The sequence below is a fragment of the Holdemania sp. 1001302B_160321_E10 genome (assembly GCF_015552275.1).
GTDB lineage: Bacteria > Bacillota_I > Bacilli_A > Erysipelotrichales > Erysipelotrichaceae > Holdemania.
Window position 1 is genome coordinate 83,407 of sequence record NZ_JADNEM010000017.1, and the last position, 13,637, is coordinate 97,043.

Below are 13,637 nucleotides of genomic sequence, written 5' to 3' on the forward strand. Positions count from 1 at the left end.
GGTACATATGAGTAAAGTTATTTCAGTCAACGCAGGCAGTTCATCCCTTAAGTTCCAGCTGTTCAACATGCCCGAGGAGGAAGTTCTGACTTCCGGTGTGGCAGAACGGATCGGTCTGGACGAAGGCATCTTCACGATCAAGGTCAACGGGGAAAAACATACCCAGAACCTGCCGATCAAGGACCACAAGGTCGCGGTCGAACTGCTTTTGGAAGCTCTGGTTAAATATCACATCGTCGAAACGCTGGACGAGATTTCCGCTGCCGGCCACCGCATCGTTCAGGGCGGCGCGTACTTCGATCAGTCCGTCAAGGTCGATGCGGACGTCGTCAATAAAGTTGAGGAACTGGCACCGCTGGCGCCGCTGCACAATCCGGCGCATTTGATTTGTTACCGCGCATTCTGCGAAGCACTGCCGAAAATCGGCCACGTGTTCGTCTTTGATACGGCGTTCCATCAGACGATGACACCGGAATCCTACATCTTCCCGGTTCCGTACGAATGGTACACAGAAGATAAGGTCCGCCGCTACGGCGCTCACGGCACCAGCCACCAGTATGTTTCCCAGCGCACCGCGGAATTGATGGGCAAGGACATTGCGGATACCCGCATCATCACCTGCCACTTAGGCAACGGCGCTTCGATCACGGCGGTCAAGGGCGGCAAGTGCGTCAACACGTCGATGGGCTTCACACCGTTAGGCGGCATCATGATGGGCGGCCGCTGCGGCGACATCGATCCATCCGTCATCTGCCATATCATGGATAAGAAGGGCATTTCCCCGAAGGAAATGGACACGATCTTAAATAAGAAATCCGGCATGCTGGGCGTCAGCGGCATTTCCAGCGATGCCCGTGATATTGAAGACGCAGTGAAGCAGGGCAACGAACGCGCTATTCTGACCCAGGCTGTCTATGTCAACCGCGTGATCAATGTGGTCGGCGGCTACGTCATGCAGATGGGCGGCGTCGATGCGATCGCCTTTACGGCCGGCTTAGGTGAAAACGACACGAACCTGCGCCATCAGATCCTCGAGAAGATGGAAGAATGCCTGGGCTTGTCCATCAACTATGAACTCAACGATAAGACCCGCGGCAAGGAAGTCTGCATTTCCAATCCGGAAAGCAAGGTTCAGGTCTATATCGTACCGACCAACGAAGAACTCGTCATCGCCCGCGACACTGTTCGTCTGTTAGGGTTATAAGCATGTTTGAAGGACTGTATTCCGCGCTGGAGCAGTCTGAGGTCATTACACTTTACCGACATATCAATCCGGACTGCGATGCTTTAGGGAGCCAATGGGGGCTTGCCACCTGGTTAAAGCATCGCTTTCCTTTAAAAAGGGTGATTGTGCTCGGACATCAGAAAATGACCAACGGCTTGTTTCCGGACAGCGATGAAATTGACGATGAGACCATTCGGAAGTCGCTGGCGATCGTGCTGGACACGGCAAACGTGCGGCGGATTGACGACGACCGCTGGCAAAGCGCCCGGCAGATTGTCCATCTTGACCATCATCCGCAGATCGAGCATTTCGCCGATCTCGAATATGTCATCGATCACTACGCGGCGACCTGTGAAATTCTTGCGGAATTTTTCAGCAATGTTGATCAGGAACCGCTGGAAGCGGATGTCGCGGAATATCTGTACCGCGGTTTACTGACGGATACGCTGAGCTTCAAGACGAGCAACACAACGGAACATACGCTCGCAATGGCTTCCTATCTGGCTCAGAGCGGCTTGAATATCCCGCAGATCAACCGCGATCTGTTCGACGTTCCGCTTAAAGAATATGAATTTGCCAGCGCGATCCGGGCCGAAGCTCAAATTCTGGATGACCATCTGATGATTTCCGTTATTGATCAGGCCTTTTTAGACCGCTGGTCCTTGACGGCTTCCCAGGCAAAGGATCAAGTTTATCAGTTCGGCGGAATCCGCGAAATTGAGATCTGGGCGATCTTTGCCAAGGATCACGACGATCAGGGAAACACCTGGTGGGCTGGTTCGCTGCGTTCCAAGACGCTGCCGGTCAACGACATCGCGATGAATTACCGCGGCGGCGGGCATAAGAACGCGGCCGGCTGCAAATGTCTGGACGACGCCAGTCTGAACGCGCTGATCGCTGATCTGCGCCGGCGCTTAAAGGAGAATCAAGCATGACCCAATTCCATTTTAACTTTGACCCCAACGCCTTCAACCAATTCAAGACACCGCGCAAACCGAAAATGAAGCCGGGGAAAGCCCATCTGACAGCTCTGGTGATCACGCTGGCGCTGGCCATTCTGATCGACTATGTGACGCTGCCGGCCTGGAATCTGCATAGTGCCTCGACCGTTATGCTCGTGGTCTTTCTGCTTGTCGTCTTTGGAATCAGCGATTTTATGCTGTCCGGCAAGTGGGCGCTGATCCAGAAATGTTGCGTTTTCGGAGCAGGATTTCTGTTTGCCGCAATGCTGCTACTGATGTTTTTGGGCAGCGAGCTGCTCAACGCTGAGAAATACCGCGATCAGATCGCGATTAAAGACGTGTCCGATTTCAGCTCGCAGTTCCAGGCGATCTCGACCGAGCGGATTCCGGTCGTTGATCAGCAGACTGCGGCGTTGTTAGGCGACAAACAGATCGGCAAGCAGGCTGGTCTGGGTTCGCAGTATCAGATCGATCAGACCTACACGCTGATCAGCTCTGATCAGCATTTATACCGTGTATCGCCGCTGGAATACCGGGATTTCATCAAATGGTTCCAGAACAACGGCACTGGAATCCCGGGCTTTATCCAAGTCAATGTGAACGATCCCAACGACGTCGATATGGTCATGCTTCAGGAAGGGATTAAGTATTCCCCGTCGGCCTGGTTCAATCAAAATCTGTTCCGGCACATCCGCTTCCGTTACCGCACAGAGCTGCTTTCCGATTATTCATTTGAGCTGGATGACGAAGGTCATCCGTATTGGGTTGTTTCCGTCGTCGCGCCGGAAATCGGTTACTACGGCGGATTAAGCGCTCAGGGCGTGATCATCGTCGATCCAATGACCGGTGAGATGAACAAATACGCTATGGATGAAATCCCAGCCTGGGTGGATCGTGTCCAGCCGGCGGAGCTGGCATGGAATCAGATTGACAACTGGGGCTATTACGTCCATGGTTTCTTCAACACGCTGTTTGGTCAGAGGGATATGATTCAAACGACCGACGGCTACAATTTCGTCAATATCGACGGGCAGACCTATGTCTTTTCCGGCCTGACTTCCGTCGCGGCGGATCATTCGATCAACGGCTTTGCCTTAATCAATCTGCGCACCAAGGAAGCCAGCTATATCAAAGTCGGCGGCGCTGACGAGGTTTCGGCAATGGCTTCCGCGGAAGGGCAGGTTCAGCATCTGAACTATCGCGCAACCTTCCCGATTTTGTTGAATATCGCGGATGAGCCGACATATTTCATCTCCTTGAAAGATTCCGAAGGGCTGGTCAAAATGTATTCCTTCGTCGACGTTACGGACTACTCCATTGTCGGGATCGGTGAAACGATGCAGACGGCGCATGATGATTATCTGCGGAAGCTGAAAACTGCGAACAAGCAGATCAGCGGTGAAGTGGCGGAAATGAAAACGGTCACGGGAAAGGTGGCGGCGATCGCTTCTGCCGTGCAGGAAGGCACGACGCATTATTATCTCACGCTGGAGAACGACGTGCATCTGTATGTACTCTCTCTGGACATCAGTGCGGAGCTGACACTCACCCAGGCGGGTCAAAACGTCATGATCGAGTATCTGGATACTGTCGGCAACACGGTTGCCGGAAGTCGTTTTGACAATTTGGAAATGGATTACGAATAAGCAAAAACGCCTGAAATAAAGCAAAATTTAAGATTAGTTTCTGTTGAACTCTGAAACGAAAGATGGTATCATATACGAGTACCGGAGGTAATAAGTATGAGTGAATTGTTAAACAAAAAAGCATTAGTAGATACTGTTGCGAATCAGATGGGAATGACAAAGAAAGCGGCAGGCGAAACTGTCGATCTGATCTTTGATGAAATTACTTCAACGCTGAAAGACGGCGGCAAAGTCGATATCAGCGGCTTCGGCAAATTCGAAGTGAAGACAAGAGCTGAAAGAACAGGCATCAATCCTGCAACAAAGGAAAAGATCACCGTGCCTGCGACAAAGGTTCCAGGATTCAAAGCTGCTAAAGCCTTAAAAGACGCTGTAAAATAAGAAGCCTTGCGCTTCTTTTTTTGTGAAAAAGGGTGAATCCGTGCCGAGACTCTCTCAAAGGCTGAAACAAGGATGAAATGAGGAGAGACTGATAATTCAATAAGATCGCTTGATCAACAGGAATTCTGCGTGAAGCAATTCATTCGCCAATTCGGATATTCTATGGTAGAATAACAAAAACTCAAGATCAGCGCAGCAGCAGACTCACATGTTCCTGCCAATTTGGGTTATACTAGAGAATAGAAGGAGTGATGAAGATGGATTGGATCCTTTACTTAGCGGCTTTATTCCTGGTTATGTTCTCTCAGATCAAGGTTCAGGGCGCCTATGCGCGTTACCGGCAGGTGATGACGCTGCGCGGTTATACTGGGGCCCAGGTGGCTCGGCGGATTCTAGACGATCATGGTCTGCAGCATGTTCAGGTCGAACCCGCTCCGGGCGGGGCATTGTCTGATCATTACGATCCGAAAGCGAATGTTGTCCGGCTGTCTGAAGACATCTATGCCAATTCCAGTATCGCTTCTGTGGCGGTGGCGGCGCATGAATGCGGCCATGCGATCCAGCATGCAGAGAATTATGGATTCATCGCTTTGCGCAACTCCATTCTTCCCTTTGCGATGGTATCCAGTCAGCTTTCCTGGCTTGTCTTGATCTTGGGACTGTTGTTCAGCTCCACCGGCCTGTTTTACACCGGCATTCTGATGTTGAGCTGCGTCGCCGTCTTTCAGTTGGTAACGCTGCCGGTAGAACTTGATGCTTCCAAGCGGGCCATGGCGCTGGTCTATGAGGAAGGGTTTGTCGTTCAGGAAGAGCGGAAAGATGTCAAAACGATGTTGAGCGCGGCGGCGTTTACTTATATCGCCTCGTTAATTTCCTCAGTGCTGCAGATCCTGCGGCTGCTTCTGATCTTCAACCGGAATCGGGATTAGATTCGTTACTGCAGCGATGCTCACAGCTTTAAAACAGCTGTGAGTTTTTCTTTATCTTGAGCAGCGGTGTGGTATACTTGAGAAAAAGGAGGCGTTTTTATGAAAGTTTGGCAGCAATATCTTGAGGAGGAAATCAATGCTTTACGCCGGATTGAAAGGACCCAGCAGACTGCGATTGAACAAGCTGCGCGGATTCTGGCCGACTGCACGAAGAACGACGGAATAATCCGGGTTTTCGGCTGCGGTCATTCGCATCTGATCGCAGATGATGTCTTCTATCGTTCTGCCACCTTGGGCAACGTTCAGGCCGTTTTGGAAGAAGCTGTGACCGGAAATACCCAGATAACGAAATCAGGATTTCTGGAAAAGATGGAAGGCTATGCTGAGAAGATCATTGATTACTACCGCTTTGAACCAAACGACGCTGTGATCTGCATTTCCAATTCCGGTAACAATGCCGTCACGCTGGAATTTGCGAAGATCTGTAAGGAAAGGGGCTTTCCGGTCATTGTTCTGACGAATACCGAATATTCCGCAACATTGAAACCAAGACATTCCAGCGGCAAGCATTTGATGGATTTTGGCGACGTTGTGATTTCAAATTGTTCTGCCCTTGGTGATGCCGCGGTGGCGATTGAAGGACTGCCAATGAAGGTGGGATCGACGTCCTCCATACCATTTCTCTTCCTGATCAACGCGATTCTGGCGGAAGCGGTGGATTTGTGCGTGAAGGAAGGCTTTATCCCGGATGTTTATTATAACGGCTCCTTACGGGTTAACAATCCGGCGTTGGGTGAGCATAACTTCGCCATTATCGACAAATATTTCTATCGCATGCGCAATCTGTAAGTTCGCTTTACGACAGATTTATGAATCTGACCAAAAAACGACGATTGTCGGATCGGCGGGACACGGGTATAATAGAATCAGAAAACAGAATCAGGACCGTCGTCCGGAAAGGAAAGATCATGAAAAAAGCGTTGAAAGTTTTTGGCGTTGTCGCTGTGGCAGGAGCCGGGCTCTACGCCTGTAATTATTACAAGCAGTACCGAAAGTTCAAGAAGATGGAAGAACGGATGGAAAAGCTACCGCTGCATAAGCTGCAGGAAGCGGTGAAAGAAAGACGTTCCAATCCGGATACAGTTGTTGTGGAAGTATCCAAGAGGGCAGGGCTGTGGCAGAAACTAATCGCCTGCCTGCATGTTTTAACGGCCTGAAATCTAACGTGGTAAGCAGTATAAGAAAAAGTCCGGATAAACGGACTTTTTAGATTACAGTTAAGAATGGAATAATGCTTGGGTTTCCTATGTCAGCTTGTTATAATTGTAACAAGCAAGGATGAAGGGGAGTCATCTTCACTTTAACAAAGGTATAGAATATGGATTACTTAAAGAGTATTTTTACATGGATTCACTGTGATTTTTATTCTCGGGTTTCATTTCTTATTGGATTGCTACTTGTTTTGATTGCGCCGGGAATAAGCAACTTACTGATCAATCATTTAAATTGGTTCCATCAATGGGACGTTTTCATAATTTTATTGTTTTCTGCTTTTTATGGGTTAACAGACGTCCTCGTCTGTCTTTTGTTAATTCTTAATCCCCAGATGAATGATTTAAATAAGAAGCAGCGAGTCAGCTGTTTAGTCGAATATGCAAGAATCATAAATATTGAGGTCTTGATATCCCAAGCATTTCAGATTCTTTTCGTTTATTATTTTTACATCTCTGGAATGGATTATCGCGATCTTTGGTTTACTCGTAAACGGGATCATCTGTTATTCATTTATCCGCTGGAAGCAGAAACGTATGAGTAAATCTGGGAAATATGATTCATCTACATAGCTTCGCATAATGTATCTTATCCAATTTTTATATTTGGAATAAGCAATTCAATCGTTGTGATATCGAAAATAAACGCCGCAGAGAGAACACTCCCGTCTGCGGCGTCACTGGTTTTATTTCAAATATGATAAATACGATTCGCCATATTCCGGCATCGACACCTCAAAATTCTCGGCCACCGTTGCGCCCAGATTGGCAAACGTATTCGCCAGCGGCAACAAACCGGAACCTTGATGCGATGGCGAGTACAGAATCAAAGGCACCATTTCACGCGTATGATCTGTTCCCGTATGACAAGGATCGTTGCCGTGATCGGCGGTAATGATCACCAGATCCTCTTCCCGCAGTTGTCCCAGGAACGTGGTTAACAGCTGATCATAATCCTCCAATTCCTGCGCATAACCCTGCGGGTTGCGGCGATGTCCCCACTTTGCGTCAAAATCAACCAGATTCACAAAGCACAGGCCGGTGAAATCCTTCTGCGTCAGTTCAATCGTCTGCTCCATACCGTGATGACTGCTTGTCGACTTATACGCTTCCGTAATCCCTTCGCCGTCAAAGATATCTTTAATCTTGCCAACGCTGATCACATCATAACCCTTATCCTTCAGCTCGTTCAACACGGTGCGGCCAAACGGCTTCAATGCCAGGTCATGACGATTGCTGGTACGAGTGAAATGGCCCTTGCCTTCACCGACAAACGGCCGGGCGATGACGCGTCCCACCTTCCATTCATCCTTCATCGTCAGCTCACGCGCAATCTCGCAGCAGCGATACAGTTCTTCTAAGCCGAAGACTTCTTCATGGGCCGCGATTTGCAGCACGGAATCCGCCGATGTATAGACGATCATATCCTTGGTCTTCATGTGATGCTCACCCAGTTCATCCAGAATCTCCGTCCCGCTGGCTGATTTGTTGCCGACAATCTTATAGCCCGTGCGTTTTTCCAACTCGTCGATCAATTCCTGCGGAAATCCGGTGTCCGTAAACGTCTGAAATGGTTTATCAATGTATAAGCCCATCATTTCCCAATGGCCGGTCATAGTGTCCTTGCCGACCGAAGCTTCCAACATTTTTGTGTAATACCCCTGCGGATCACGCTGCGGTTCTACGCCCAGGATTGAATGCAGGTTGCCATAGCCCAGCTTTTCCATTGCCGGCATTGCCAAGCCGCCGACTGTTTTTGCGATATGACCGATCGTATCTGCACCGCGATCCCCATAATGTTCGGCATCCGGCATTTCACCGCAGCCGACAGAATCCATTACAATTGTAAATATCCGTTTATATTTCATCGTCATTTTCTCCTTCTCGATCCATCAATTTTCCAAGCCCTTCATCATAAGCCGTCCGCAGCCGGTTGCGGTCGATATGTGTGTAGATCTGCGTCGTTGTGATATCAGAATGACCTAACAGCTCCTGAACGCTGCGCAGATCTGCGCCCCCTTCCAGCATGTGCGTGGCATAGGTGTGGCGGAGCTTATGCGGCGTGATCGGCTTCTGAATCCCAGCCTGGATACACACTGATTTTATCATACTTTCGATGGAAGCAGTAGTCGTTTTCTTGCCCAGTCGTGTAATAAACAGCCAGGACGTCGGTTTTTTCTGATATAACGGCCGGACGGTGTCGACATATTCGCGTACAATTTTTATCGTCTGCTTTGGCATCGGCACTAACCGCTCCTTATTCCCTTTGCCCCAGATCCGCAGCATCCCCAATTCCAGATCCACCTGATTCATTGTCAGCGCCGCGCATTCGCTGACGCGCAGCCCGCATCCATAGAGAAGCTCGGCAATCGCGTGCCAGCGGATATCCTCCGGGCTATGTCCGAACTGTGCCATGATCTTCTCAATTTCATCCCGCGTGCAGTAGACCGGCAAGGACTGCGTCCGCTGCAGCTGCTCCAGATATTCCGCTGGGTCCAGTTCGTCAAAGCGAAAGGCTAAAAACTGATGGAATCCACGGATTGCGGTGATTGCGTGATTAACAGAAGCGGCGGCGTGATCCCGCGCCAGAACCCGCACATATTCCTCCAGCATCGCCGAATCAATCTGATCGATCCGATCGATTTCTTTCTGCGCAAGAAACTGAAAATACCGGCTGAGATCATTGCGATAGCCGGCAATCGTTTTTTCTGATTTTGGAAACTGAATTGAGATGTAAATCAGATATTGCCGGAAGGCTTCCTCTAGCGTCATATTCTCCCTGCTTTCCAGCTTTATTATACCAGAGTTATTCCATCATGGCGAAAATTTCCATCAAGCGGATGACCAGCGTCGATTTAATCCAGGCGGAAAAGAAGATCAGCAGCAAGGAAACGATCAAAACGTTTAAGCGGCCGTTGATCAGCTGGATCAACGAAAAATCACTGCGGCTGTAGCCCAGACAACGCTGAATCAAGGCATAGGAGATTTCCGTGCTGATCACCGAGACGAGAAACAAGGCGATCAAATCGAACAGAATCTGCGGAATCAGCGTTAACAGGATCCCCAGGACCCCTTTCAACTGATAGGTCAGAACGTATAAAACGCAGGAAAATCCAATCTGGACGCCCTTGGTAAAGACGATAAACCCGATCAGCGGAATCCCGGCCAAGGAGAAGCCGAGAAAAAAGATCGCAAGCATGAATAAAATGTTGGTGACAAACTGACTTGTAAAAAACGACTGCGGTTCTACGCTGGTGATCACCGTCGTCAACAAGTAAGAGGACAAACGCTCAACGTCGGCGCTGCTGATCCAGCGGGAAAGCAGCACGCCGGTAATCATGCCGAAAATTAACAGAATCAATAAGAAGTTGATGGAGTTTTTATGCTTATTGGAAAAATTCTTCAACTGGGGTTGTATTGTTTTCATGATTCCCTCCTGGTATCAATGTATGACAGCCAGGAAAGATTAGACTTATTTCTTATGCTTGTCAGCCGCTGTTTTTTTGATCAGCGCGGCGGCGGTTGTCAGCTTGCCGCCTAAAGTAAGCTGTTGATTCAGCTGACTGATGAGATCGAGCGTTGCGCAGGCCGGATCGACGGGCGGCGCTTCAAACAGATTCATCTGGATTTTTTGATCATGAATGCTGCTGAGCGAACCGACGCCGATACCTAAATGACGCATTGGCTGATCTTCATAGTTTTCATCGAACAGCTCCATCGCCAGCTCAAACAAGTCTTCGCTGCGGTACACCGGATGATCCAGCTTCCGCGAACGGACGTTAGTGTTAAAGTCGAAATAGCGGATGGAAATGGAAACGATCGTCCCCATTTTATCTTCTTCGATCATGCGTTCGCTGAGCTTATTCGCCAGCTTGCGAAACAGTGTCCGCACTTCTTCTTCAGTCGAGAAATCATAATTCAGCGTTGTTGACTGGCTCATCGACTTGATTTCAGCATCGCTGATAATTTCGCGGTCATCCTCGCCATTTGCCCGCTGAATGTAGGTCATCGTATTTTTTCCCAGCAGCGGCCGCAGCTGTTCTGGATCGGCCGCAGCCAGATCGCCGATCGTCTTAATGCCTAATGCTTTCATCTGCGGCGCGGTTTTCTTGCCGATTCCGCGCATGTCTTCAATCGGCAGCGGCCACAGCTTCACCGGAACCTCCTGTTTCCGCAGGACGGTGATCCCCATCGGTTTTTTCATGTCGCTGGCCATTTTGGCCAGAAATTTATTCGGGGCGACGCCGATGGAGCATTTTAAATGCAGATCGCTCAGCAATTCCTGCTGCAGCTGCCACGCTAAATCCAACGGCCGCGGAAAACGATGAATTGCCTGACTCATATCGGCATAGCATTCGTCAATGCTGGCCTGTTCAACACGGTCAGTGTACTTCTTTACATAGGAGATGAACTGTTCGGAAAGCTGCTCATAATAGCCATGATGCCCTTTCACAACAACTAACTGCGGGCATAATTTCAAGGCTTCGTTAATCGGCATTGCCGAGTGAACGCCGAACTGCCGGGCTTCATAGGAGGCGGTGGACACGACGCTGCGTTTGGTCAGACCGCTGACGACGACCGGTTTTCCTTCCAGCGAGGGGTCAAGCAAAATTTCCGCGCTGGCAAAAAAAGCATTTAAATCAATATGATAAATAACCCGGCCCACGCGGCGTTCCCCCTTTCTTTCTTTTATATTGAACAGATTTGTTGATTGCTTCTTCAGAAACCAATCCTGTTTCAAGTCAAATATTCCGGTTCACCGCAGGATTCAAGCAGATGGCCCAGCTTTGCTTTTAACCTATCGTGATTTATTATAGCACGGACTTGAACAACATTCATCTTTCAGGCCAGAAAAAACGGAAGATTTCTCCTCCGTGCAAAGATGATCATGTTATCCAATTTTAGCGTAGCTGCCGGTATTGTTCTTCAGCCGATGCTCCAGCCGCAGCTTATCGGCGATCATGGCAATAAATTCTGAATTGGTCGGCTTGGCTTTGGAAGCACTGATCGTATAGGCAAAGATTTCGTCAATCGCGTCAATGTTGCCGCGGTTCCAGGCGACTTCGATCGCATGCCGGATCGCCCGTTCCACGCGGGAGCTGGTCGTCATATAGCGGCGGGCAATTTCCGGGTAGAGCACCTTGGTGATCTGACCGAGGTAATCGACATTTAAGTAAGTTTCCAGAATCGCAGTGCGCAGGTACATATATCCTTTGATATGCGCAGGAATACCGATTTCATGTAAGATCTCCGTGATCTCCCGTTCCAGCTGCAGGCGCATCATTCGTTCATCATCCTGATTTTCATTGGCGTTGGCCGGCGCAGTGGATGGGGTTGGAGCAGAGACTTTCTGATAGCTGCAGACCTGAGCGATTTTCTCGCTGACCGTCTTGGGATCCACCGGTTTCATCAGAAAATAATCGACCTGATATTTCTGCATTTCCGTCACCATAAAGTCGTTGATAAAGCTGGATGTACATAAAATTTTTCCTATCCGGATCCCCTCCCGGCTCAATGTACTGAGGACTTCCATCCCGTCGAGTTTAGGCATAATGCAGTCAAGGACAAGAACGTCAGGATGGCTCATCCTTATCCGTTCCAGACACTCCTGACCATCTTTGCAGCTGGGTAAAAGCAGCCAATCGTTTTTCTTCCGCAGTTCCTGTTCCATTTGTTCTCTGATCTCGCTGTTGGGTTCACACAACAGGATTCTGATCTGTTTCATCTTGTTCACTCCTCTGTTCGATGTTTCCATTTTATGGAATTTGAACTGAAAAAGAAGTCGAAACAGGTCGAAGTCCATGGAAAAGTTTCTGCTTTTTTGCCTGTTTTTGAACTCAAGCCAAAAGAAATGCCTGAATTTCAGGCATTTCCTTAGTTTGTGTCTGTTAATCGTGCCGGGCTTCCTCCAACATCCAGTCGATGTAAATCCCATAACCGCTGTCGGGCTGGCTGGTAACCATATGCGTTACCGCGCCGATAAGTTTCCCATTTTGAAGAATTGGCGATCCGCTCATTCCCTGAATAATGCCGCCGGTTTGGTTGAGCAGTGCTGAATCGGTAACTTGAAAGCGGATTCCTTTCACGGCCTGACCGTTCTGTTTGCGCACCTCGGTAATCTGGATTGCGTAGCGCTTTGGCGTCGTTCCCAGCACGACGGTATAAATTTCCGCCGGGCCCACGGTAACTTCTTCGCGCGAAGCGACAGTTACGCTCTGCGCGGCGGAAGGCAGTGTCTGGACTTTGCCGTACAAGCCATAGATCGTGTTTTTCCTGACCGTACCAATAGGAACCAGACTCTCCGACTGACAGATTTTCTCACCGGGATTTCCGGAGGTTGAGCGCCGGACGGAAACGACGGTCGCTTCAAAGATCTGTCCCATTGTGACATCGGCAGGCCGGCTTTGCCCTTCCTCCGCGATTTCATGCCCCAGAGCAGCGAAGGTTTTGGTCACCGGATCATAATACGTCATTGTCCCGACACCCTTGATCTTATCCTTCACATACAATCCCGTCTTGAATACCTTTTCTGCTTCCAGATAACAGACAAACAATGAAGCCGCTTCCCGCTGCCCATTGCGGATGACGGTCACCGGAACCTGATTCCGCTCTTTCTGCAACGTTTTCAGATTCGCAAACAGTTCCTCCAGTGTCGACACGGTCCGGCCATTGGATTCAATAATCCGGTCCCCTACCTGTACTGTCCCTTCCTTCGCTGCCGACAGCGTTTCCCCATTGACTTGGAAATCATACATACCGCTGACATAAACGCCTTCGTAATTGACTGTGATCGCAATCGTATCGCCGCCCAGAATGACGGTTTTCTCCTGGGCCTGAACGGGTAAAAGCGTTAACGTCAATAGGAAGGCCGTCAAACCGAAAATTCTTTTCATGGCCTCACCTCGCAGTACTGATAGTATGGCGCTTCCAGGCTTCAACTATATCCAGAAAATCTTACCAAGGCTTTGTTTCAACTGGGAAAACGGCGCATATAATCGCTGGAATAAGACGAGGAATTTATTTAACTTTAAAATATTGGTTCTATAAATTTTGGTGTTGGTAGAAACCAACGCCTTTTTTTCTTGAGCATAAAAAAAAAGAGACATAGGTAAGAATTTCCGTTACAATAAAATCACCACAAATTACAGAAAGGAAATCTCACTATGTCCATTACTCATTCTATCGTATCTGTTCTCAATTTAAAAGACCCTCATCTTCATTTC

The 13,637-nt window shown here is 49.0% G+C and carries 13 protein-coding genes; 7 read left to right on the plus strand and 6 right to left on the minus strand.

Annotation, left to right across the window (positions count from 1 at the left end; genetic code table 11):
* The first annotated feature begins 7 nt into the window (after window positions 1-7).
* The 7 genes from I2D94_RS11460 to I2D94_RS11490 all read left to right on the plus strand — a co-directional run bounded on the left by I2D94_RS11460 (window position 8) and on the right by I2D94_RS11490 (window position 6,360).
* Complete coding sequence (locus tag I2D94_RS11460) at window positions 8-1,204, plus strand: acetate/propionate family kinase (protein WP_039865131.1); 1,197 nt, start codon at window positions 8-10, stop codon at window positions 1,202-1,204.
* Between the two features lie 2 nt (window positions 1,205-1,206).
* Window positions 1,207-2,160, plus strand: coding sequence for a bifunctional oligoribonuclease/PAP phosphatase NrnA (locus I2D94_RS11465; RefSeq protein ID WP_195396984.1), 954 nt, complete (start codon window positions 1,207-1,209; stop codon window positions 2,158-2,160).
* On the plus strand, window positions 2,157-3,833 hold the full coding sequence (locus tag I2D94_RS11470) for a CvpA family protein (protein WP_195396986.1): 1,677 nt from the start codon (window positions 2,157-2,159) through the stop codon (window positions 3,831-3,833). Before I2D94_RS11465 ends, I2D94_RS11470 begins: the two co-directional genes overlap by 4 nt.
* A 96-nt stretch (window positions 3,834-3,929) precedes the next feature.
* Window positions 3,930-4,214, plus strand: coding sequence for an HU family DNA-binding protein (locus I2D94_RS11475; RefSeq protein ID WP_072684455.1), 285 nt, complete (start codon window positions 3,930-3,932; stop codon window positions 4,212-4,214).
* A 257-nt stretch (window positions 4,215-4,471) separates the two neighbouring features.
* Entirely contained in the window at window positions 4,472-5,143 is a 672-nt protein-coding gene (locus I2D94_RS11480; protein ID WP_229056859.1) for a zinc metallopeptidase, read from the plus strand.
* A gap of 99 nt (window positions 5,144-5,242) precedes the next feature.
* Window positions 5,243-5,992, plus strand: a complete 750-nt coding sequence (locus I2D94_RS11485) for a sugar isomerase domain-containing protein (RefSeq protein ID WP_195396988.1) — start codon at window positions 5,243-5,245, stop codon at window positions 5,990-5,992.
* A 119-nt stretch (window positions 5,993-6,111) separates the two neighbouring features.
* The gene (locus tag I2D94_RS11490) at window positions 6,112-6,360 is read left to right on the plus strand and encodes a hypothetical protein (RefSeq protein ID WP_195396989.1); all 249 of its coding nucleotides are present in this window, start codon (window positions 6,112-6,114) and stop codon (window positions 6,358-6,360) included.
* Between the two features lie 740 nt (window positions 6,361-7,100).
* Here the strand turns inward: I2D94_RS11490 and deoB are convergent.
* From deoB to spoIVB, 6 genes are all read right to left on the minus strand, one after another.
* A complete protein-coding gene (gene deoB, locus I2D94_RS11495; protein WP_255524671.1) occupies window positions 7,101-8,282 on the minus strand; it encodes a phosphopentomutase in 1,182 nt (393 codons plus the stop codon).
* Complete coding sequence (locus I2D94_RS11500; RefSeq protein WP_195396992.1) at window positions 8,272-9,186, minus strand: tyrosine-type recombinase/integrase; 915 nt, start codon at window positions 9,184-9,186, stop codon at window positions 8,272-8,274. Before I2D94_RS11500 ends, deoB begins: the two co-directional genes overlap by 11 nt.
* A 34-nt stretch (window positions 9,187-9,220) precedes the next feature.
* Window positions 9,221-9,841 (minus strand): stage II sporulation protein M, encoded by a 621-nt coding sequence (locus I2D94_RS11505; protein WP_072684448.1) that lies wholly within the window; start codon window positions 9,839-9,841, stop codon window positions 9,221-9,223.
* Window positions 9,842-9,886: 45 nt separating this feature from the next.
* Complete coding sequence (dinB, locus tag I2D94_RS11510) at window positions 9,887-11,080, minus strand: DNA polymerase IV (protein WP_295767874.1); 1,194 nt, start codon at window positions 11,078-11,080, stop codon at window positions 9,887-9,889.
* A 225-nt stretch (window positions 11,081-11,305) separates the two neighbouring features.
* The gene (gene spo0A, locus I2D94_RS11515) at window positions 11,306-12,139 is read right to left on the minus strand and encodes a sporulation transcription factor Spo0A (RefSeq protein WP_229056861.1); all 834 of its coding nucleotides are present in this window, start codon (window positions 12,137-12,139) and stop codon (window positions 11,306-11,308) included.
* Window positions 12,140-12,302: 163 nt separating this feature from the next.
* Window positions 12,303-13,307, minus strand: coding sequence for a SpoIVB peptidase (gene spoIVB / locus I2D94_RS11520; protein ID WP_195396994.1), 1,005 nt, complete (start codon window positions 13,305-13,307; stop codon window positions 12,303-12,305).
* Between the last annotated feature and the right edge of the window lie 330 nt (window positions 13,308-13,637).

Coding starts and splice junctions, on each gene's coding strand:
- I2D94_RS11460 (WP_039865131.1), top strand. CDS start 8: ATGAGTAAAGTTATTTCAGTCAACGCAGGCAGTTCATCCCTTAAGTTC.
- I2D94_RS11465 (WP_195396984.1), top strand. CDS start 1,207: ATGTTTGAAGGACTGTATTCCGCGCTGGAGCAGTCTGAGGTCATTACA.
- I2D94_RS11470 (WP_195396986.1), top strand. CDS start 2,157: ATGACCCAATTCCATTTTAACTTTGACCCCAACGCCTTCAACCAATTC.
- I2D94_RS11475 (WP_072684455.1), top strand. CDS start 3,930: ATGAGTGAATTGTTAAACAAAAAAGCATTAGTAGATACTGTTGCGAAT.
- I2D94_RS11480 (WP_229056859.1), top strand. CDS start 4,472: ATGGATTGGATCCTTTACTTAGCGGCTTTATTCCTGGTTATGTTCTCT.
- I2D94_RS11485 (WP_195396988.1), top strand. CDS start 5,243: ATGAAAGTTTGGCAGCAATATCTTGAGGAGGAAATCAATGCTTTACGC.
- I2D94_RS11490 (WP_195396989.1), top strand. CDS start 6,112: ATGAAAAAAGCGTTGAAAGTTTTTGGCGTTGTCGCTGTGGCAGGAGCC.
- deoB (WP_255524671.1), bottom strand. CDS start 8,282: ATGAAATATAAACGGATATTTACAATTGTAATGGATTCTGTCGGCTGC.
- I2D94_RS11500 (WP_195396992.1), bottom strand. CDS start 9,186: ATGACGCTAGAGGAAGCCTTCCGGCAATATCTGATTTACATCTCAATT.
- I2D94_RS11505 (WP_072684448.1), bottom strand. CDS start 9,841: ATGAAAACAATACAACCCCAGTTGAAGAATTTTTCCAATAAGCATAAA.
- spo0A (WP_229056861.1), bottom strand. CDS start 12,139: ATGAAACAGATCAGAATCCTGTTGTGTGAACCCAACAGCGAGATCAGA.
- spoIVB (WP_195396994.1), bottom strand. CDS start 13,307: ATGAAAAGAATTTTCGGTTTGACGGCCTTCCTATTGACGTTAACGCTT.